Below are 20543 nucleotides of genomic sequence, written 5' to 3'. Positions count from 1 at the left end.
AGATTTGCCGCTGACTTCCTTCAGATTCTAGGTCACCCTAGACACCCTTGTCTTAAGCTAATCACTACTACTGCCTTCGTGATTCAGGACTTCAACCCTAGAGAATGTGTGCATGCCTGGCACACTACTAAAAAAGGAATCCCACTTGACGGGATTCCTTTTACTTTATTTTGGATGAGTCATTTCTTTCGGATTCACATATTGATCAAATTCTTCAGCAGTTAATAAGCCTAATTCAATCGCAGTATCTTTCAGTGTCGCGTTATCTGCAAATGCTTTTTTCGCGATTTTAGCTGCATTTTCATACCCGATATGAGGGTTTAAAGCAGTTACGAGCATAAGTGAATCATTAAGGTATTTATCGATTTGCCCTAAATTTGGCTCAATTCCTTGTGCACAACGCTCATCAAATGACAGCATACTATCAGCTAATAGCTCACATGATTGTAAGAAGTTATAGGCAATGACTGGTTTAAATACGTTTAGTTCAAAGTTTCCTTGGCTCGCTGCAAAACCAATTGCCGCATCATTTCCCATTACTTGAGCCACGACCATCGTAACCGCTTCGCTTTGGGTTGGATTTACTTTACCTGGCATAATAGAGCTTCCTGGTTCATTTGCCGGAATAGTAATTTCACCAATTCCACAGCGCGGACCACTAGCTAACCAGCGAACATCATTTGCAATCTTCATTAAGTCCGCAGCAAGCCCTTTTAATGCACCATGGGCATAGACTGTTTCATCATGACTTGTTAAGGCATGAAATTTATTTTTTGCAGATACAAAATCTTTTCCAGTGTAATTACTTACTTCTTGGCAAACACGTTCAGAAAACTCTGGATGTGCATTTAATCCTGTACCAACAGCTGTTCCACCAATTGCTAATTCTTTTAAGTAAGGTAAGCTAGATTCAATCATACTTTCCGATTTCTCTAGCATACGATGCCATCCACTGATTTCTTGTCCAAGTGTTAATGGTGTTGCGTCCTGTAGATGTGTTCTACCAATCTTAACAATATCCGCAAAAGCTTCCATTTTTGTTTTAAATGTTTGTTTTAACTGACGTAATGCTGGTAATAAAACATCTTCAAGCTTTAATACTTCCGCAATATGCATGGCAGTTGGATATGTGTCGTTAGAGCTTTGTGATTTATTTACATCATCATTCGGATGTAGTGTAAGCTCGCTACCTTGTTCTTTTAACCATTTATTCCCAACATGAGCAATCACTTCATTCATATTCATGTTCGATTGTGTACCACTACCTGTTTGCCATACTACAAGTGGAAAATGCTCATCTAATTTACCTTCAATAATTTGTACAGCAGCATATTCAATTGCTTCTGCCTTTTTTTGCTCCATTAATCCAAGATCACTATTTGCTTTGGCAGCACTTTTCTTTAAGATTGCAAACGCTTTTATAATTTCAGTTGGCATTGTTTCATTTCCAATTGGAAAGTTCTCTTTACTGCGCTGAGTTTGAGCACCCCAGTACTTGTCAGCAGGAACTTTCACTTCCCCCAGTGTATCATGTTCTATACGATATTCCATATGTATTTCCTCCCCAGTAATGAATGTCTTTCCTACTCTATTGTACCAAATTTTTTAAAAATGAGAATTAAATTCATTACTCCATTAACAAAAAGTTATATTTTTATGTGTATCCAGATTAATTCACAATATTGTAATGCCTATTAAATTGGATTGCCCTTATAATGGAAATATCATTATTTTTATTAGGAGGACTTTATATGCCTAATATTTGGACCCATATGCTCTTTTGTGAGGAAGTAATTGACTCAATAGGTGTTACGAAGTCAATTCCCAAAAATAGCTATATTTTAAACTTAGGTGCACAAGGTCCTGACCCATTCTTTTATTTCAATTTTTGGCCATGGAAAAAAGATGGCTCCGTTAATCATATTGGAAACCTCCTGCATACTGAAAAATGTGGCGAATTCCTTATCGATTTAATCGGTTCTGTTAAAGGACAATCTGATGAACTAAAATATTATACGTTTGGATTTGTGACACACCATATATTAGATCGAAATGCACATCCATATATCCATTATAAAGCTGGGTATGAAGGAAATAATCATTCTAAATTGGAAATTATCATTGATACATTGATGATGGAACGGTATAAAAACCTAAAAACCTGGAAAACACCAGTTTATAAGGAAATCCATTTAAATAAGCAATTAAAAACGGACATAGCAGAATTGCTTTATCAAACAATCAAAAAGCACTTTCCAAACCAGGAACAGAACACAAGGAAGAATATTATTAAATCATTTAATGATATGAAATTAGCACTGAAAATCTTAGCAGATCCACATGGGTGGAAAAATAAACTACTCCATTCTATGGTCTCCTCTTTTTCTCATCAGCCAATTTTAGATCATAAAGATTATTTGAATTTAGAACATAACACGTGGTACCATCCTGCAACAAATGAACCTAGTCAGAAAAGCTTTATTGATTTATATGAGCAGGGTAGAATTGAAGCGGTTGAGATTATGAAGAAAGTAATAGGCTATTGGCAAAACGATGGCACAAAGTTGGAGGAATTAGCGGTATCAATTGGGGATATTTCTTATGATACGGGGTTACCTTTAAATCGTAATTTGCAAAATCAATTTTGTGATCCGATTATTTAAATCCGTAACTAGGATGTAACAACGTTTTTTAAGTTAGAAAAGCAAAGAATCGTCCGCCCTACTTTGGAAAAATAGTACTATTCAGAGTAGGACGGCTAATGAGTAAGAGTACTAGATGTAGTAAACCTTCCTGCTATCTTTTGTCGAGGAGGTTTTAGATGGGCCCAGGAGAGGAGTGCTTGCGACCGAAAAAAGAATAGATAAGCCCGCGCAAAGACAGCTTGCGCCCGACTAGTAAACACAAGTGTACCTAAGGATATCTACGTATGCCCTATCCTTTTACTTGAATCCACGAATAGTTCTGGAACTAGTTTGTAAATTATTCCCTAGTTCTTCGGTTTAATTTCCCAAATCATCCATGTCATACTTTTTTCACCTATCCCACTAATTTTTGTGCCTTATAACGCCCCTATTTTATCGACTATTCTATATAATTTCCCTACTTTGTTTATTTGAAATTTATGGTAGTATATAATTACAGGAAAAATTTAGTAATCCATTACCATTACGAGGATTATTATAGAAATGTTAAGCAGTTACGCTTTAGTGGCGGGAGAATAGTTCCCAGCTAAATGCTACTTTCCACTAGCCACTCTGAATAATGAACCAAATGAAAAGAGGGATTCACCTTGTTAAAAAAAATTTCAATGTTGCTATTAACCCTGGTGTTAGCAATTGTTACTTTATTGATAGCGGCTTCCAAACCAACAGGACCTAATACCGTTTCATTCGATGATCCAGTCGGTCTATGGACATCTCTTGGAATGCTAATCGTGTTATTTTTACCACCATTAATTTTATCGTTATTTAATCATCTTGCAGTAAAGATTATCTCCGCTATTTATCAAGGGTTTATTGTTTTGACTTTTTTCGGTCTAATCCTAGTAGGATTAATCCTTCCTAGTGTTCCAATTATCGTTTTAGGACTTCTTGGCGTTGCTACTAGTATTTGTAGTATCATTGTTACCGTTTCAGTAGGGTTGAAGAAGGAGAGATTACTTACAAATTCATAACCTTTCAAACAAAGGTGGAGTTATTCCCGGATAATACATGGCCTAGTAACGAAATACCAGGAGAAGGAAAAGAATCGATAAGTTCATAAAAAACACGGATATGCAATCTGAATTTCGTTATAAATCTTTTCCTTTTCCAAGCCATGGACAGCACTTGTCCTCCTTATGATAGGCATTATCAACAAACTAAATTTGCAATATGGCGTATTTCTTCCACTACCTTCATAACTTCCTCACTCCTCACTGTCTTTTATCACAAACAAATAATCCGCTTCTTCTTGTGTAGGATTTCTAACATTTTTCTTTTAGAGTCTGCTTGTTGTCTTGCTAATACCTCTTCAAAATTCGTCACTTTACGAAATATATTCGTATTACGATTTGAATACGGGCTAGGAGAATCTCATCTGGAATATCAAAAGAAACTAGAATCCGAGTGAAATCACCCTTTGGAAATAATTCATCTAAGTAGTTTCGGTCATAAATGGAACGGTTTGAGTTACAAATAATAAGATGATGGTTGGTATGCTCTACCGTGTAATCCACTATTAGTTTGGAAATAGCATGTTTTAACGTATTTGGTCCTTGTTTCGGTTGAAGTTTTTCATAATACTCATTGATAAAAAGCTGCATGATTATCCTGGTCCATTACGATTGAATTGGTTAATCTTTTCTCTAACATTCGAGCAAATGTTGTTTTACCACTATGTGTTTTCCCAACGGTGATAATGACTAATCGCTTCATATATGTCCCTCCTCAAAAAAACCGTACAACAGACTGTACGGTAACATAAAAGTCATTTCCTTAAGTAACTTTTCGTTACACTTCTTCCCTTTTTCCACACACTAAGAATCCATGCGCTAACTATGGAGCAAATTAGCTTCTTTACGCATTCTCTAATGAGGCAGCAGCTTTAGTTGTCGACTCAATGGCAGTAACAAAATTAGCCATTCGATTAACCTGTTCATCCACCATTGCTTCCAGTTCTTCAATTGTAGCTGTTGTTTCCTCAATGATAGAAGCTAGATGATCCACGGATTGATCAATATGCTCGGAAGAATCTTTAATTTCACCAGCACTTTCATTTAAATAGTTCAAATACTTAATGAAGTTATGTAATTGCTCGGTTATTTTTTCAAAATTTGTTTTAGCGACTAATGTACGCTCCGTACTTACCATTAATTTCTCTTTATTTTGAGCTACCTCAGATTGAGTATGTTTTGCAGCATGCTCAATCATCGTCATGTTCTCCCTAATATGCTTGGCAGTATGCTGTGATACTTCGGCAAGCTTACGAATTTCTGAAGCTACTACCGAAAATCCTTTTCCAAACTCCCCAGCACGGGCAGCTTCAATACTTGCATTGAGAGCTAAAAGATTAGTTTGCTCTGCAATACCTTGTATTTTTGCTGCATATGTATTATTCTCGTCAATTCGATGAACAAGACTTTCCATGTTCTCTGTTAGTTTTTCAAACGACTGTTTAAAGTCATTTATCGTTACCGTCAAGGATTGGATGGATTCTTGTCCCATTGTTGATAATTGGATTAAATCTTCACCATCTTCTACACTTTTACTAAACGATACCATCATTTTCTCTAATAATTTATGATTCGAATTCGTCGCTTCAGATATTCCGGAAGCAGACTCCGCTTGTTCCTGACTTGCCTTCGCAATATCATGGAACGCTGCTAGCATCTCGCTCATTTGCTTTTGGTTCATGCTACTATCTTGTTCCATCATCGCCATTTGCTCTCTAACATGAAGAACGCCTTCTCGAACATTTGCTGCTCGCTCCTTTTCCTGTACCGATTTAGCTCTGAGTTCTGTTACTGTTTGTTGCATCGATTGGATAAAACCTCTGGTCACTCGAATTTGAATGAATAACACAAGAAATACTAATGCGAAAAACACGACTGTAATTGCTGCTGCTCTTGTATCAAACCCTACTAGTTCACCCTTTACAGAAATAAAGAACCCTAATAAAATTAGTCCCAAAACTCCCCCAGTTGTAAGCACCGCCTTCGATAAAGATACAGCTGCAACAGCCAGAAGAAAGAAGGTAAATAACATATTGGTAACATAATCTGAGCTGAGCATAACGACGAGTGACACACCTGTTAAGCAAACAATAGCGATATATGGTACCGCCTTCGTAAATATTGCTTTATAATTTAATAACGCGATTAACCCGATACCGATACCTCCGCCAATCGTAAGCGCTAACAAATTTCCTAAAGGTGCCATCACGACAAGTTCCGCTCCAAGTCCTAGTAAAAATGCAATAAGTAAAATATACAGTAATATTCGATTCTGCCTTTTTATGATTGTTTCATTTAAATTCATCGTATTATCCCCTTTAATTACCTTTTATATATTTTTTAAGATAGGCTGAGAAAGTTAGTTACTCATTACTACCTGATATAAAAACAGCCTCACCAAACGTCGGCAAGGCTGTTGATGCACAGTAGATTTATTCCCAAATATAATGTAAATATTCTTTACGAATGCTTGTAAATTCGTCCTTATTTCCTTTTTGAATCGATTGATTCATTCTTTCTTCAAGCATTCTCTTATTCCAGTTAAAGCATAACTCATCTAAGAATAACCGTGATGACAGCTTAATTTCAAAGGATATTTCTCTTTTAGCAATCAGGACCTTTCCTTTATACGGATGAAAGCGGTAAACTACCTTTTCCTTTTTCATTGGATATGCCCCTTTGTTCCTTTATTAATATTATCCTAAATTTTTCGAATAATTGCAATGAAAATTTACAAAACGTACAAGATGAAACTTGCTCATATTATTGGAGATAGGAAACATACTGATAACATGACCTTCTTATAAACTTGAAACTTTTACTAGACCAATATAGGTTCGCTAAAACATAGATACATTACGTCAGTTCTTGGGGGTAGTTTAATGAACCAACCTAATATAAAAGGAGGGGAAAAAGGTGCTTGGATCAGTATTTTCGCATACCTTTTTCTCTCGGCAACAAAGCTGTCAATCGGACATGTAGGCGATTCCGATGCATTATGGGCAGATGGTTTAAATAACTCAACGGATATTGTTGCCTCCATTGCTATCTTAATTGGATTACGAATCTCGCAGAAGCCACCTGATCATAATCATCGCTATGGGCATTATCGGGCAGAAACGATTGCATCGTTGCTAGCAGCATTTATTATGGTAGCAGTCGGATTACAGGTGATTTTTGCTACGGTAGGTAACATGTTTGGAGAGAACGCAACAAAGCCTGACCTACTAACTGCCTGGACAGCTATCGCTTCAGCAATCATCATGTATATCGTTTATCGCTACAATCTTTCTTTATCAAGAAAAGTAAATAGTAGTGCATTATATGCGGCATCACAGGATAATCGCTCTGATGCACTTGTAAGTATAGGGGCATTTATTGGAATTATAGGTGCCCAGTTCGGAATTTATTGGCTAGATCCACTTGCTGGGTTAATTGTGGGATTGATTATTTGTAAAACAGCTTGGGGTATTTTTAAAGAATCAACCTTATCATTAACCGATGCTTTTGATGAGGAACGCTTGCAAAAAATTAAACAAGAAATTAAAACATTCCCAGAGGTAAAAATTGTACCAGATATTAAAGGACGAGCACTTGGTAATCAGTCCGTACTGGATGTAACGATTAAAGTGGACCCCAATCTTACCGTAATCCAAAGCCATGACATTACCGTTCGGATTGAAAAAAAGCTTGCTAATGAATATGGAATACTGTACACACATATTCATATTGAACCATATCTAAATTGAATGTCTTTAGCTTACGTTGTTTGTGGTATGGCTTTACGAAGAAGTTCAACCACTATAAAGAAACAATAGACATGACCTATAAACGCTCCGGAAAAAGCACCGGTACTTCAGAGATAAATGATCGAAGCACGAAAGCGTATAGAGTATATCGTAGTTAGTATTCTGCATTTTTCCGGAGCTATTATCAATTATGTGGTTACAAGCTAAATAATCGGTCATTTAACAGCTTCTTATATCCTACTAGATCATAAGTTGAATTATTAACTTTGAATTTTGTCATACTTAACCTATCATAGATCTCCGCTTCAATTTTCTGCCTCTCCTCAAGTACTGCTAAAGCTCCCTCTTTCCCATTATATTTCTGTTCCTTCCCGAATCCTTGATTCGTATAGTAATCTATAAATCCGTCAGACCATGCTTTCGGTCGCTCTTGAACCGCTTTTTCAAAGGAAAATTCCAAATCGTCTTGTTCCACATAAATTAAGACAGGATTTAGTTTTTCTATGATATTCGCTAACGTTAAAACATACGCTAACACTTTTTCCTTTGGTTCATTGTATTTTACCATTCCAATTGTTACTGGGTTTTGAATAAAACAACATTCAAAAATAATGATTTTATTGCCAATAGCGTATTCCTGGGCAAATTCTTCCCATTTTTTTGCAATTAGCTCTTTATTTCGTTCGAATGGAAGTTCATAGATATCATGCTCGTATACCTTGCTCATTAGCGGATCTGGAAATTGCCTATTCAGATGACGTTTCATTATCTCGTAAGGTAAAAAATAATGATGATCTTTTACTTGTATAAAATCTTTAATAGCTTCTTTAAATCCCCCACTGTGTAATAACAAATTCTCATACTGTTCTCTCGTAAAACAAGCAACTCCATCATAATCGGCTGGGTTATGTAGGTCTCCCTCCAAATACAACTCTGCATCTATGTTCCTTTCCATTAAGGAATCATAGATAAGTTTTGCTGTCGTTGATTTTCCAAATCCAGGTAAGCCTTCTACCAATATTAACTTCGTATCCATAATCAAATTCCCCCTATTATTTCATAATAAGCTAGAAAAGATAGCTAATTATTCAACATAAAAAACCCCTCCTAAATAGAGAGGGGATTAGAATGTACAGCATTCCGGGGGAATACGTAGCAGTCGTGCAATTTTCAGCTATAGCAATATAGCTTATCGATGTTTCCCGGCGAAATGGCATACTAATCCCTTGTCTCTAGAAGCATTTGATTTTGCGATCAAATTTTCTGCAAACAAAAGATTAGTTATCCATTCGCTACGAGATACATTTAGAGAAGATATGTCAATTAGCACATGCTCAAGACATTGCCGTCATCGTAGATAGTGCACATGGTGCTCATAAACACTGGTCTTGCTCCACTTAAAATAATCCCATCCATTACAGATTTATGACCATTTCTAGGAACTAGTAATGTATCGCCTGGTTTGCATGTCGCCATAATCATGGTTTGAATTCCAACAGTTGTTCCATTTACTAGAAAATAGGCATGCTCTGCTCCAAAGGCATCGGCAGCTAAATCCTGTGCTTCTTTAATAACGGACTGTGGATGGCTTAACAAATCTAATTCCTTCATGGAGTTAACATCCATTCGTAGCGCCATTTCCCCAAGTACTTCCTTCAACGGACTCATAGCAGAACCCATTTTATGACCTGGCACATCAAATGGGGTTACATCTTGTTTAGCATATTCTACTAGGGAATCAAATAAAGGCATCTTATCTTGATTCAATAACGGAATTGGACTCGCAACAAGCTCCTTTAAATGGTTCATTACCGTAGAACCCCAGCATATGCATAGTTTGCTAACGCCTCTTGTAATGCTTCTACTTTATCAGTTCTTTCCCATGTAACATCTAAGTCATGACGACCAAAATGTCCATATGCTGCCACTTGTTTATATTGTGGCTTCCGCAAGTTCAGCATGTTAATAATACCTGCAGGAGTAAGATCAAATACCTCTCGTATGGCCTTAAGCAATTGTTCATGTTCGACTGTCTCTGTGCCGAATGTATCGATAGAAATACTAATGGGTTCACTGACACCAATCGCATAAGATAATTGAATCTCACAACGTTTGGCAAAACCGGCAGCTACGATATTTTTCGCTACATAACGTGCAGCATATGCAGCTGAACGATCTACCTTAGTACTATCTTTACCAGAGAACGCTCCACCACCATGCTTAGCAGCTCCTCCGTAGGTGTCGACAATAATTTTTCTACCAGTTAGTCCTGTATCACCATGTGGGCCACCAATAACAAAACGACCAGTCGGATTAATCAAAATACGGAATTCTTCATTCATTCCGTAATCACGTGCAATTTGTTTAATAATACTTTCTTTTACATACGTTTCAAATTTATCTTTATCAAAGTCCTCATCATGCTGAATAGACATTAAAACCGTATCAATGATGGGCTGTTGAGGATTCGTATAATCAATGGTAACTTGTGATTTCATATCCGGGCGTGCCCAAGTGAATTCACCTTGTTTACGGAGTTGAGAAGCATGTTTCACTAATTTATGAGCCATTTCAATTGCTAATGGCATGTAAGAATCCGTTTCATCTGTTGCATAACCAAACATAATTCCTTGATCACCAGCTCCTATTGCTTTACTATCACTGGAGACATCTACTCCCATAGCAATATCAGGTGATTGAGTGTGAAGCAGTACTTCTACATTACAAGAACTTCCATCAATTCCATAACGATCATCCGTGTACCCAATCCCAATCAGCGTGTTTCGGACAATTTTTTCCACATTTAGATTCGCTTTGGTAGTTATTTCACCACCAACAATAACTGTATTAGTTGTTGTAAATACTTCACAGGCAACCCTTGAATATGGGTCCTGTTCTAATGCAGCATCTAATATTGCATCAGAAATTTGATCGGCAATTTTATCCGGATGTCCTTCTGATACAGACTCCGACGTAAATAATATTTTCTCTGACAAAATTTACCATCCATTCCATTTTTTTCATTTCAGGGCATAAAAAAAGCTCTCCTACAACCTAAGGAAAGCTTCGATTAATATCAGCTGCTATCCTCTTATTGTTCACAAAACAAAGCTGTTTTGCGCTCAGGTTGGGCCCCATATCTGACTATTAATCAAACTGGTTTGCCACCGCATCTTCGACCCCTCGTCTCAGCGGCTATTAATAAGATAGACTTTTATTATGCTGGATTAATAGTAAAACATATTAGTATTCATGTCAATTTCTTTTTTTGTCGATTGTTACGGGAAATTTTTCCATGCGATCAACTAGTGACCTTTCGTCATGATAAAGAAAAATCCGAACCTATTCCCACTCTTATAAAGAATGTCCAATAGATATTCGGATTTTCTATAGATTCGCCTATTAATTTGTCCTGATTTCTTGTTTTATGAACCAGTAATACGCAATGATAAAGCAGATTAACGTTGCTGCGATAAGGCCGGTTAATTGAGGCCATATTAGTAATAGACTCTGCCCAAGTGGTAATGGTCCTGCTATCGCCCCTACCGTCTGTTCCATTGTCAATGGCCCTAAAGTTCTTATCCCAGGTGAAAGTAAGGTTGTGGTAGATTCAGAGAATAAATAGCTCGGTGATAGTCGATATAAATTTAGAATCGTTTCTTGTCTACTAATAGCCTCGTCCACACTAGAAATGGCCTGTGAATCTAAATAGCTTTTACTAATAAAATCAATGATCATATTGTAAAAGATACTAAAGAATATCCAAACTGCGATTCCAGATAAGGCGGACGTAGCAGCTTGTTTAAACCTTACAGAAAATAGAATTCCTAGATTTAACCAGAATGCGATATAAACAATACACAATACTAAAAAGCATACGATTCGAATAAACTCTTCAAACGTAATTGGTAACCCAATAATGATAATCCCTAATGCCATCACCAGAAAACCAAGTGCAAAGAATAATACAACATTAACTAATAAGGCGGCAACAAATTTTGCATTAATGACATAGTCTCTAGGAATCGGTTGTGCCATTAAACGAGTCAATGTTCCCTTATTCCGTTCAGAATTTATCGCATCGAATCCTAGTGCAACACCGAGTAAGGGCCCTAAAAACGTTACAAACGTAATAAACGGTGGTAACGTACCATCTGAAGTGGTAAATAGTTTCAAGAATAAGTAAGAATCTTTTGCAATCTGCTTCGCTTCATCGGATTGATCTAACGCATCTTTTATCGTTGTAATCGCTGTGTGCAACGAACCAAGACAGGTTAAGCCAATTATAATGAGCAGGATAATGATCCTCCAACTTCTAATATAGTCCGTAAACTCTTTTCGTACGATTGAACCAAATACAGATGTTCTTTTTTCTTTCTTATCTCGTTCTTCCGTATTGACTTGTTTTTTGAAGGTAATCTTAGATAGAACTTGCTCAAGCTTCATTTGTTTCACGCCCTTCAAAATACAGATGATAAATCTCGTCTAATCCGTAATTTTTCTTACTAATATTCGTTAGATTGCTATCATAGGACATAACAGTTCTAGCAATGGTCGGTGTAATATCTTTATCACAATAAATCTCAAGTGTATTGTGATTAAGTCGCTCCACACGACTTACTTCCTTCATTCCCTTTATGTCGTTTACCATGTCATCTTCAATTGGGTCGGCTTCTACATGGACAATATAAGCTACATTTTCAAATAATTGTCCAGCTAAATCATCCATATTCCCTTTCGCAAGTAACTTTCCTTTAACGAATATTCCAACTCGATCACATATCTGCTGTACCTGATGCAAGTGATGGGAAGAGAGTAGTACCGTTATGTTCTTCTCTTTATTTAATTTGTTAATCAAGCTTAATAGCTCCCGTACCCCTTCTGGATCAATTCCTAGGGTCGGTTCGTCTAAAATAATAACTTCTGGGTTCTTAATTAATACATCAGCTAGACCAAGCCGTTGCTTCATACCACGGGAATACTTTCCCGTTTTCTTATGCATAGCCCCCTCTAGACCTACTTGCTCTAGCAATGAACGGGCACGTTTTTCTGCTTCTTCCCTCGGAATTTCATTTAAGGATGCCGTATATAAGAGATTCTCATAGCCTGTCATATTTTGATAGAATCCTAGATCATCTGGTAAATAACCTACTCGCTTTTTTACTTCAAGTGGATTTCTTGTTGGGTCAATCCCACAGACATGGACTTTTCCACTTGTAGGCTCTGTCAAACCTAATAACATAAAAATGGTTGTTGATTTTCCAGCACCATTCGGGCCTAATAATCCAAAAATCTCTCCTTTTTGGATGGAGAGGGATAACTTATCAACTGCAGGTACATCGTCATAGATTTTGCTAAGCTCTTGTATTTCAATAATTGCCTCATTCACTCGTTATCTCCTCCCATATTTTCTTACAATAGAATACAATCCACCTACTACTACTAAAATAATTCCAAATCCAGCAAATCCCCAAGCAGTAGACGTTTTAACGGATACACGGAAATTAGCATCAGAGGAAGCTTCAGCACTAGATGCACTAAACGTGGTCGCATAATCCCCTGCTATAGCATCTTTTGGGGCTTTTAATGTAGCTTTAACGGTAGCTTTTTCTCCCGCCTTTAGTGTAGAAATGGTATCCTTGTCAAACTCTACTTCCCATTTTGGTGGAGTAGTTGATTTTAGATTAATATCGGTCAAATCCACGCTTCCTGTATTTTCAACTACTAAATCAACAACTGTATCTCCTCCAGCTGTAATATCATCACTTAGTACGCCATCTGGAGTGGTTAATGTTAACCCATACGTACCAGTAATGACAGCTTCTAATTCGATTTCACTAGAGGTTCCACCAGATTGTGCACTTACAGGAATTTTATACGTATCTGATTTCGCATTGTTAGCAGGTGTCACAACAATTTCTATCTTTTTTTCCTCATTTGGTTCCAGTGTGATCGATGTAACAGCCTTTCCATCTACCTTAAATTCGGTATTCCATCCATTTGGGGCTTTTGAGGTTAAGGAATAATGCTGCTCTTCTGCCGTTTGGTTTTTCAATGTCGTATTGTATTCAAAAGTTGAATCTGTATGTCCTTGCATATTTGGTTGGTCAATCGTGAAATTCGTTTTAAATGTACCTTTCTCTGTAACATTTACCGCTAACCCTAATGTACTTGTACTACTTCCATCTGCTACTAAATCAAATTCATAGGTTCCTTTTTCTACCTGAAGTGGTACAGTTACAACTAATCGTATATCTTGCTCATCGTTCGGGCGAATTGATAATTGCTCAATACTCGTTCCATTTGCTGTGATTTGATATTCCCAATCCTTTGGTAATCCTTTCATCCCAAACCTAACATTTTCAATGGAACTACCCGAATTAATAATAGAGACATTGTACTCAATATCTTCCCCAGGTGATACAGATAATCCCGTGTATGGAGTATAGACAGAGACCTCTGCATAGACAGTTGAAGTAAGTAACATTCCCCCCAATACTACTGCTAAAAGTGAATAGAACATCTTTTTAAGCATCTGACATATCCTCCTCTTTTTTTCTAAAATTCATCTATGATACGAGCAAAAATAACAGATGGATTTAATTTTTTTATAATTTTTCCATATTTTTTTGCTAAGATAGGCTCAGTGAATGTGAAGGGGGTAAAATAATGGATACGAAACAAGATGAGAAGCTACTAAAATTAATTGCTAAAGGCTCTCAAGCTGCTTTCAATCAATTCTATGAAACCTATGTATCCTTTGTCCTTCAAATTGCGATAACTGTATTAGCAGACCGCCGAGAAGCAGAGGATATTTGTCATGATGTCTTTATCGAAGTATTTCAAAAACCGATGCAATACAAGCCAGATAAAGGTAGTGTGAAGGCTTGGTTAGCGGTCAAAACAAGAAGTAGATGTATCGATCGTCTCAGAAAGCATCAACCTGCCTTATTAAATAAACTAGAAAAACTCGATACAATACAATCAGTAAAATTGGAAATGTACGTTTTAAAGGAGATAGAGAAAGAGATTTTAGAAGATGCAATGAATAAACTTCCGCCAAAACAACGGGAGCTTATATACGGGGCTTATTTTGAAGGTAAAACACAACGGGAGCTTGCAACCATTTACGGGAAACCAATTGGGACAATTAAATCTTCGATACGTTATGGACTACAGAACCTACGCAAGCAAAAGTCCTTACTTCATTGGGCAAGAACCGATAAGGAGTGAAACGCACGAATGAAACATATCCCAGAAGAATTAATGATAGATTATGTATTAGGGAATTTATCAAACGAAAAACGTCAATCAATGGATGAACATATATATCAGTGTTCACATTGTCAGGAAGAATTAACGTCGTGGAAGCTACTACTAAGGGACAATCAGAAAGTAACCCCTTCTGAAAGCTTAAATAAACGAATTAAAAACACCATTCATATAAAAGGGCACTCTAAACCAAAGATAGGAAATCGTAAAGCCTTCTATGTCATCGTAGGTGCAGCAGCCATATTCACTATATGCGTAGGACTATTGCAATTTACCCAACAGCAGCCAATTGCAGATAGTAGTGACCAAGAATATTTAACTGCACAATATGATTTAATACCGGAACAACCTTTCATGAATAACCCAGCTACTAATCAACTCGATATCATCCCGGTTACAATGGATCAAAATATTACCGGTAACATATGGTTAAATGAAGTAACTAATGAATTGTATTTACAGGTTGAAGGGCTTAGACCTTTGGAAAGTCAGGATTATCAAGTATGGCTTGTCCGAAATGATAATGATTGGCAGGATGAGCTACTACATCTAAATAATGGAATGGTTCATGTATATTATAAGGGACCCGATGTACAAACAATCCGTTTCATTAAAGTAAGTGTTGAACCACCTGGAGGTAGTAGGATACCTACAGGACCAGAGACATTGTATATTGATTTACAGCAGTAAGGAAAAGATTGTGTCTAGAACATAGCTAAAAAAATGAAGGGAAAAACCGAATGTTATACGGTACTAGCTAATCATTCGGTTTTTCCTCTATCTTTTTCTCACGCTCAAACTGGTTACACATGTATATAATTTATAAGGTTGTTAATAAAAACACGGATAATATAGCTCCAATGACGACAAAAATAACATTCAATCCAATATAGGCTAGGGCTACAGCGACAAGTCCACCAATTAATCCAATATGTGGTTTATCTGGATTTACACTTAGTACACCAGGAAAAATTAAAGCACCTAATGCTGCATACGGAATTGCATTTAACCATCTGTTTACCCAGTCCTTAAATTGTAATTTGTCTACAATAAATGCTGGAATAATCCTTGGAAGCATGGTTACTAAAGACATTCCAATGATGATGAACCATATCATGAGCGTTCCCCCTTCAACAAAAAGACACCACTATATCCACCAAGCACTGTACCGACAACAATTGCCCAACCACTACTCATGAACTGAAGGCAAATAGCATTAATCAACATCGCAATAAGTGCAATTAAGCCTACTCTTAGCTCCTTTTTAACGGAAGGAACTAATAATCCGATGAACATGGCATATAGCGCAATTCCCATACTTTGACTCAATGCTTCTGGAATTATTTCCCCTAACACACCGCCAAGTAATGAACCAATGACCCAAGATACGTATGCAATTAAGGTGAGCGAACCATAAAAGAAAAATCCCTTCTCTTCTTTTGCTTCTTTCGTATGTAAGGAAGAAACAGCAAATGTCTCGTCCGTTAACCCTAATGCTAATGGCAGCTTCCACTTTAACGCAACCGGCCGCATGCGATTCATAAAGGATAAGCTCATCACAAAATGACGAAAGTTTAACACAAAGGTTGCGATAATGATTTCCACAGCCCCTGCACCAAGAGCAATCATATTGGCTCCCATAAATTGACTTGCTCCAGCAAATACCAATACACTCATTAACGTAAGCTCTGTTAATGTAAGTCCGGCCTGTTTCGCAAGAACGCCGTAGGTTATCGCAATGGGAATATAACCAAGCATGATAGGAAAACCTACTGTTAGACCGCGTTTGATCATGGTCATTGACGTCGATACGGGATTCTTTGTTACGTTAACGGTCTCCATCCTAGTCTCCTCCACTTAGAAATTTTAACTAATTATAACTGATTTTATTAGTAGTGAAAACTTCTTTTCATTAAAAAAAGAAAATCTGCACTTTTGTACAGATCTCCTAAAGGATTATTTATCTTGCTCGGTTAAAATAATTGGATCTCCCTCTGTAATCACAATCGTATGCTCATATTGTGCCGAGCGACCACCATCAACCGTTCTAGCAGTCCAATTATTAGAATCTACTTTACTTTGCCAATCGCCTTCGTTTAACATCGGCTCAATCGTAATTACCATTCCTGGTTTTAAACGAAGACCTTTGTTAGGCAATCCAAAATGTGGGATATGTGGATCCTCATGAATCGTTGGTCCAATGCCATGGCCGGTAAAGTCTCTTACAACAGAGAAGCCTTCTCCCTCAGCATAGGTTTGAATTGCATGACCAATATCACCAATTCGGTTACCAGCTTTTGCTTGCTCAATTCCGATATAAAGTGATTTCTTCGTTACTTCCATAAGACGAAGACCTTTTTCATCGACATCTCCTACAGCATAGGTCCATGCAGAATCTGCTAACCCACCGTCTAGATTGACCACCATATCAATCGTTACAATATCGCCATCCTTCAGTTTGTCTTCTCTAGGAAATCCATGGCAGATTTCATCATTAATAGAAGCACAAGTTGCATAAGGGAATCCGTTATACCCTTTTTGCTCTGGAATAGCTCCATGCTTTTCTAAAAATCGGTCTACAAACGTATCAATTTCCATCGTACTAATTCCCGGTCTAATCATGTTGGCAATCTCTTTGTGAACTTGAACTAGTAAGTCTGCAGCCTTCTGCATTTGTTCAATTTCACGTTTACTTTTTCTTGTAATCATCTAATCGTCCTTTCTATTTATCAGCCTAAGCTGCTCATTACATATTTTTCATTTTCCTAGTGTACCACAATTTCTAAACACTTTCATTACACCATATATATTCACCGAAGCATGTACTCTCGACGAAACAAAATTCCCGGTTTCAACTTGCTTACCAGTACATTCGCCCTGTCACCATGATAAATGATACATACATTGTACTAGAGGAGGTGGCAATGCATGAGTAAAGATAGTGGAAATGGAAAAGGCTTTGCTTTGATTGTTGTGTTGTTTATTTTGTTAATCATTGTTGGTGCTAGTGGCTACGGTGGTGGCTACGGATCCGGATATGGCGGCGGTTGGGGCTATTAATCGTCGGTAATTATAAATATTCTATAACGGGAGGTGACATAATGGGACGCGGATTTGAAGGCGGATTTGCATTAATCGTTGTTCTTTTCATCCTGCTAATCATCGTTGGTGCAGGTGGATATGCTGGCGGATACTATTAAACGATAACGAAGGATGTCATGGTGATAATTCCACTATGACATCCTTTTTCATCATTATACATATTCGTTAACTTGATATATTTTTCCATTTTCAATACTTGCTTCATCATTCAAAATATCAATTAGAATGCCACCAACCGTATCACTATCTCTTAGTTGATTATCTTCCTTATACGCTTTAAACTTTTCTACGTCGTTAAAAGCCTCTTTAGCGCTTGATCGAATAGTTTGTTGCATATCCGTATCCATAATCCCAGGATTGAAGGCAATTATTTTATGACCAGTCTTTAATGTTTCTTGTTCGAGTGCTGCTGTTCTCGTATACATATTGATACTCGCCTTCGAGCTACAATAAGCAGCCCAACCATATATTGGCCTTTCCGCAGCACCCGAAGTAATATTGACACAAATGAAAGAGGTATTTATTTTCGAAGAGAAATCTAACATCTCCTTCGTTAATATCATCGGGACTACGGTATTAAGATGAACATGGTAGGCGAGTGCTTGATTATCTAGTTGGCTTACTTGATTTATCGGATCAATGACAGCTGCATTATTGATCAAATAGAGTAGTGATGGGTCATACTGCTGAATATCTGTCTTAACGTTTTCCATTGTTTCCTCTAATTCTTCCGTATTTCCAAGGTCACAAGTATAATGATGGTATTTCACATGATTATCGGCTGCAATTTTTTCAAGCTGTTTATTTATACTTCTTGATATACCTAAAACATGAATCCCAGACTCGAGAAATAGCTTCGCAATGGATTCTCCCAATCCTTTAGAAACTCCTGTAATTAGAGCTAATTTCATTTAAACTACCTCTTCTCATTGGTTAATAATTACGATTGAAATACGCTGTTCAATACTGTGTATAAATTGATTCATCTTTACATTCTGATCTTCTGATACTTTCTAGGATCTGGGACAAAACTATTTCTAACATAGGATAAACCGAACATGAAAGTTAGCGCATCAAATCCGCCCCGGAAATATACTACGCATCCGTGGGCGGCTGGTGAGCCTCCTCAGAGCTAAAGCTCTTCCGGGGTCTCAGGCAGTGCCCTTTCCTCCCACAGGAGTCTCCGTATATTTCCGGGGCTAATGTGGTGGTTGTTCGTATTTTATTAACTTTGTTTTCGTTATGTCCCAGCCTCTTCTATAACTTGTTTACTTCATTCCAATAATACACTAATGTTTCCATTCCTTTATCAAAACTGTCTAGTGGGAAGCTTTCATTTGGTGAATGTAGTCGATCATCTGGTGTACCGAATCCTAATAGAACAATCGGCATTTGATAGATATCCTCAATCCACTCCACTACCGGAATGGAGCCGCCCATACGAACATAAACCGTTTCTTTGCCAAATGCTTTTGTATAGCTTTTTGCTGCTTTTTCAATCAATGGATGGTTAGGTTCCACTTTATAAGCTTTTGCAGAAAGCTTTTCTTTCTTCACTTCTACGGTTACTCCTTTAGGTGCAACCTTCTTCACATGTGCTTCAAGAGCTTGTTGAATATCCACTGGGTCTTGTCCCGGAACTAATCGACACGTAATTTTAGCCGTAGCTGAGGTAGGGATAATGGTTTTCGTTCCTTCTCCTTGATACCCGCCGTATATTCCATTAACCTCAAACGTTGGGCGAGCCATCGTATGTTCCTTAGGTGTATAGCCCTTTTCTGATACGGTTTCCGGAATTCCAGTAGCCTTCACAAAGTCTTCTCCAGGTACTTGCTCCATTAATTTTCTCTCTTCCTCGGTTAAATCTTCTACGCCGTCATAGAAACCCTCTACTGTTACTACCTCTTCTTCATTTTTCATAGAGGAAAGAATATGAGATAGAGCCATAATCGGATTACGCACTGCGCCACCATACATTCCTGAGTGTAAATCATGATCTGGTCCGGTAACGGTAATTTCAATACCGGTGAACCCTTTTAATCCATAAAGAATAGTTGGTTGATTTTTGGCTACCATCCCTGAATCAGAGATTACTGCAAAATCAGCCTCGAATAATTCTTTTTTCTCTTGTAGCATTGAATAGAGATTTTCACTACCTATCTCCTCTTCTCCTTCTAAACAAACCTTTACATTAAGAGGAAGCTTACCGGTTGTTTTCATCAGTGCTTCAAACACCGCTAGATGCATAAACACTTGTCCTTTATCATCGCTAGATCCTCGTGCATAAAGTCGTCCATCTCTTATTTCTGGTTTGAATGGATCACTTTCCCACAATTCAATCGGATCCACTGGCTGAACATCATAATGGCCATATAATAGAACCGTTGGAGCTTCAGGCCCAGCTTCCATATATTCTGCATAAACGATAGGATGCTTTTGAGTCTCGATTTGTTGAATATTTTCAAAGCCAATTTCAGTTAAGTAGTCTTCTAAAAAGCTTGCAGCTTTTCTTACATCTTCTTTATGTATACTATCCGTACTCACACTAGGAATGGATAAAAATTCATTTAGCTTCGTTAATAATTGGTCCCGATTATCAGTTAAATATTGCAATGCTTTTTCACTCATTATGGACATCCCCTTTTAAACTAATATTGTGTTCATTTTAGCATATTTCTTTTAAAAATAACTATAAGACTTTCATG

At 37.3% G+C, this 20543-nt stretch carries 20 protein-coding genes and 2 pseudogenes; 7 read left to right on the top strand and 15 right to left on the bottom strand.

Annotated features, from left to right (window positions below; genetic code table 11):
• Positions 1–165: 165 nt before the first annotated feature.
• A complete protein-coding gene (fumC, locus tag AAIB49_RS10960; protein ID WP_343458087.1) occupies positions 166–1551 on the bottom strand; it encodes a class II fumarate hydratase in 1386 nt (461 codons plus the stop codon).
• Between the two features lie 200 nt (positions 1552–1751).
• Here fumC and AAIB49_RS10955 point away from each other — a divergent pair, with 200 nt between their 5' ends.
• Positions 1752–2663 (top strand): zinc dependent phospholipase C family protein, encoded by a 912-nt coding sequence (locus AAIB49_RS10955; protein WP_211741751.1) that lies wholly within the window; start codon positions 1752–1754, stop codon positions 2661–2663.
• Positions 2664–3292: 629 nt separating this feature from the next.
• Positions 3293–3676, top strand: coding sequence for a hypothetical protein (locus AAIB49_RS10950; protein WP_186869305.1), 384 nt, complete (start codon positions 3293–3295; stop codon positions 3674–3676).
• A gap of 233 nt (positions 3677–3909) precedes the next feature.
• Here AAIB49_RS10950 and AAIB49_RS10945 read toward each other — a convergent pair.
• The 3 genes and pseudogenes from AAIB49_RS10945 to AAIB49_RS10935 all read right to left on the bottom strand — a co-directional run bounded on the left by AAIB49_RS10945 (position 3910) and on the right by AAIB49_RS10935 (position 6381).
• Positions 3910–4418 (bottom strand): annotated as a pseudogene (locus AAIB49_RS10945) (AAA family ATPase).
• Between the two features lie 141 nt (positions 4419–4559).
• Positions 4560–6020 carry a methyl-accepting chemotaxis protein gene (locus tag AAIB49_RS10940; protein WP_343458086.1) on the bottom strand — a complete coding sequence of 487 codons (1461 nt, stop codon included), beginning with the start codon at positions 6018–6020 and terminating at the stop codon, positions 4560–4562.
• Between the two features lie 127 nt (positions 6021–6147).
• On the bottom strand, positions 6148–6381 hold the full coding sequence (locus AAIB49_RS10935; RefSeq protein ID WP_339216024.1) for a hypothetical protein: 234 nt from the start codon (positions 6379–6381) through the stop codon (positions 6148–6150).
• A gap of 216 nt (positions 6382–6597) precedes the next feature.
• Here AAIB49_RS10935 and AAIB49_RS10930 point away from each other — a divergent pair, with 216 nt between their 5' ends.
• Positions 6598–7464: a cation diffusion facilitator family transporter gene (locus tag AAIB49_RS10930; protein WP_339216026.1), complete on the top strand. Its 867-nt coding sequence runs from the start codon at positions 6598–6600 to the stop codon at positions 7462–7464.
• A gap of 196 nt (positions 7465–7660) precedes the next feature.
• On the opposite strand, the gene AAIB49_RS10925 is transcribed toward AAIB49_RS10930, so the two are convergent.
• The 6 genes from AAIB49_RS10925 to AAIB49_RS10900 form a co-directional block, all read right to left on the bottom strand.
• A complete protein-coding gene (locus AAIB49_RS10925) occupies positions 7661–8500 on the bottom strand; it encodes a P-loop NTPase family protein (protein ID WP_339216028.1) in 840 nt (279 codons plus the stop codon).
• Between the two features lie 287 nt (positions 8501–8787).
• Positions 8788–9273: an aminotransferase class I/II-fold pyridoxal phosphate-dependent enzyme gene (locus AAIB49_RS10920; protein WP_343458085.1), complete on the bottom strand. Its 486-nt coding sequence runs from the start codon at positions 9271–9273 to the stop codon at positions 8788–8790.
• The gene (metK, locus tag AAIB49_RS10915; protein ID WP_339217806.1) at positions 9273–10463 is read right to left on the bottom strand and encodes a methionine adenosyltransferase; all 1191 of its coding nucleotides are present in this window, start codon (positions 10461–10463) and stop codon (positions 9273–9275) included. The genes AAIB49_RS10920 and metK overlap by 1 nt, the downstream gene beginning before the upstream one ends.
• 403 nt (positions 10464–10866) lie before the next feature.
• The gene (locus AAIB49_RS10910) at positions 10867–11910 is read right to left on the bottom strand and encodes an ABC transporter permease (protein ID WP_339216032.1); all 1044 of its coding nucleotides are present in this window, start codon (positions 11908–11910) and stop codon (positions 10867–10869) included.
• The gene (locus tag AAIB49_RS10905) at positions 11900–12853 is read right to left on the bottom strand and encodes an ABC transporter ATP-binding protein (RefSeq protein WP_343458084.1); all 954 of its coding nucleotides are present in this window, start codon (positions 12851–12853) and stop codon (positions 11900–11902) included. Before AAIB49_RS10905 ends, AAIB49_RS10910 begins: the two co-directional genes overlap by 11 nt.
• A 3-nt stretch (positions 12854–12856) precedes the next feature.
• Positions 12857–13999 carry a COG1470 family protein gene (locus tag AAIB49_RS10900; RefSeq protein WP_343458083.1) on the bottom strand — a complete coding sequence of 381 codons (1143 nt, stop codon included), beginning with the start codon at positions 13997–13999 and terminating at the stop codon, positions 12857–12859.
• A 134-nt stretch (positions 14000–14133) separates the two neighbouring features.
• Between AAIB49_RS10900 and AAIB49_RS10895 the strand changes: the two genes are divergently transcribed.
• Positions 14134–14697 carry an RNA polymerase sigma factor gene (locus AAIB49_RS10895; RefSeq protein WP_339216037.1) on the top strand — a complete coding sequence of 188 codons (564 nt, stop codon included), beginning with the start codon at positions 14134–14136 and terminating at the stop codon, positions 14695–14697.
• A 9-nt stretch (positions 14698–14706) separates the two neighbouring features.
• On the top strand, positions 14707–15426 hold the full coding sequence (locus tag AAIB49_RS10890) for an anti-sigma factor domain-containing protein (protein ID WP_339216039.1): 720 nt from the start codon (positions 14707–14709) through the stop codon (positions 15424–15426).
• Positions 15427–15556: 130 nt separating this feature from the next.
• Here the strand turns inward: AAIB49_RS10890 and AAIB49_RS10885 are convergent, their stop codons facing one another.
• The 3 genes from AAIB49_RS10885 to map all read right to left on the bottom strand — a co-directional run bounded on the left by AAIB49_RS10885 (position 15557) and on the right by map (position 17445).
• Positions 15557–15853, bottom strand: a complete 297-nt coding sequence (locus AAIB49_RS10885) for an AzlD domain-containing protein (protein ID WP_339216041.1) — start codon at positions 15851–15853, stop codon at positions 15557–15559.
• Positions 15850–16578: an AzlC family ABC transporter permease gene (locus AAIB49_RS10880; protein ID WP_339216043.1), complete on the bottom strand. Its 729-nt coding sequence runs from the start codon at positions 16576–16578 to the stop codon at positions 15850–15852. The genes AAIB49_RS10885 and AAIB49_RS10880 overlap by 4 nt, the downstream gene beginning before the upstream one ends.
• A gap of 114 nt (positions 16579–16692) precedes the next feature.
• The gene (gene map, locus AAIB49_RS10875; RefSeq protein ID WP_339216045.1) at positions 16693–17445 is read right to left on the bottom strand and encodes a type I methionyl aminopeptidase; all 753 of its coding nucleotides are present in this window, start codon (positions 17443–17445) and stop codon (positions 16693–16695) included.
• 219 nt (positions 17446–17664) lie between these two features.
• Here map and AAIB49_RS10870 point away from each other — a divergent pair.
• Together AAIB49_RS10870 and AAIB49_RS10865 are read left to right on the top strand one after the other, a co-directional pair.
• A pseudogene (locus AAIB49_RS10870) lies at positions 17665–17757 on the top strand (YjcZ family sporulation protein); the annotation flags it as partial.
• Positions 17758–17837: 80 nt separating this feature from the next.
• Positions 17838–17936, top strand: a complete 99-nt coding sequence (locus AAIB49_RS10865) for a YjcZ family sporulation protein (protein WP_186869287.1) — start codon at positions 17838–17840, stop codon at positions 17934–17936.
• A gap of 54 nt (positions 17937–17990) precedes the next feature.
• Here AAIB49_RS10865 and AAIB49_RS10860 read toward each other — a convergent pair whose 3' ends face one another.
• Both AAIB49_RS10860 and AAIB49_RS10855 read right to left on the bottom strand, forming a co-directional pair.
• The gene (locus AAIB49_RS10860; protein ID WP_339216050.1) at positions 17991–18749 is read right to left on the bottom strand and encodes a (S)-benzoin forming benzil reductase; all 759 of its coding nucleotides are present in this window, start codon (positions 18747–18749) and stop codon (positions 17991–17993) included.
• A 346-nt stretch (positions 18750–19095) separates the two neighbouring features.
• Positions 19096–20466: a dipeptidase gene (locus tag AAIB49_RS10855; protein ID WP_343458082.1), complete on the bottom strand. Its 1371-nt coding sequence runs from the start codon at positions 20464–20466 to the stop codon at positions 19096–19098.
• Positions 20467–20543: the final 77 nt, after the last annotated feature.

The sequence above is a fragment of the Ornithinibacillus proteolyticus genome, assembly GCF_039581225.1.
Taxonomy (GTDB): Bacteria; Bacillota; Bacilli; order Bacillales; family Amphibacillaceae; genus Ornithinibacillus; species Ornithinibacillus massiliensis.
Note: the sequence above shows the minus strand (reverse complement) of the source record. Positions and strands in the feature narration are given on the sequence as shown.

Coding starts and splice junctions, on each gene's coding strand:
- fumC (WP_343458087.1), bottom strand. CDS start 1,551: ATGGAATATCGTATAGAACATGATACACTGGGGGAAGTGAAAGTTCCT.
- AAIB49_RS10955 (WP_211741751.1), top strand. CDS start 1,752: ATGCCTAATATTTGGACCCATATGCTCTTTTGTGAGGAAGTAATTGAC.
- AAIB49_RS10940 (WP_343458086.1), bottom strand. CDS start 6,020: ATGAATTTAAATGAAACAATCATAAAAAGGCAGAATCGAATATTACTG.
- AAIB49_RS10935 (WP_339216024.1), bottom strand. CDS start 6,381: ATGAAAAAGGAAAAGGTAGTTTACCGCTTTCATCCGTATAAAGGAAAG.
- AAIB49_RS10930 (WP_339216026.1), top strand. CDS start 6,598: ATGAACCAACCTAATATAAAAGGAGGGGAAAAAGGTGCTTGGATCAGT.
- AAIB49_RS10925 (WP_339216028.1), bottom strand. CDS start 8,500: ATGGATACGAAGTTAATATTGGTAGAAGGCTTACCTGGATTTGGAAAA.
- AAIB49_RS10920 (WP_343458085.1), bottom strand. CDS start 9,273: ATGAACCATTTAAAGGAGCTTGTTGCGAGTCCAATTCCGTTATTGAAT.
- AAIB49_RS10910 (WP_339216032.1), bottom strand. CDS start 11,910: ATGAAGCTTGAGCAAGTTCTATCTAAGATTACCTTCAAAAAACAAGTC.
- AAIB49_RS10900 (WP_343458083.1), bottom strand. CDS start 13,999: ATGCTTAAAAAGATGTTCTATTCACTTTTAGCAGTAGTATTGGGGGGA.
- AAIB49_RS10895 (WP_339216037.1), top strand. CDS start 14,134: ATGGATACGAAACAAGATGAGAAGCTACTAAAATTAATTGCTAAAGGC.
- AAIB49_RS10890 (WP_339216039.1), top strand. CDS start 14,707: ATGAAACATATCCCAGAAGAATTAATGATAGATTATGTATTAGGGAAT.
- AAIB49_RS10885 (WP_339216041.1), bottom strand. CDS start 15,853: ATGATATGGTTCATCATCATTGGAATGTCTTTAGTAACCATGCTTCCA.
- AAIB49_RS10880 (WP_339216043.1), bottom strand. CDS start 16,578: ATGGAGACCGTTAACGTAACAAAGAATCCCGTATCGACGTCAATGACC.
- map (WP_339216045.1), bottom strand. CDS start 17,445: ATGATTACAAGAAAAAGTAAACGTGAAATTGAACAAATGCAGAAGGCT.
- AAIB49_RS10865 (WP_186869287.1), top strand. CDS start 17,838: ATGGGACGCGGATTTGAAGGCGGATTTGCATTAATCGTTGTTCTTTTC.
- AAIB49_RS10860 (WP_339216050.1), bottom strand. CDS start 18,749: ATGAAATTAGCTCTAATTACAGGAGTTTCTAAAGGATTGGGAGAATCC.
- AAIB49_RS10855 (WP_343458082.1), bottom strand. CDS start 20,466: ATGAGTGAAAAAGCATTGCAATATTTAACTGATAATCGGGACCAATTA.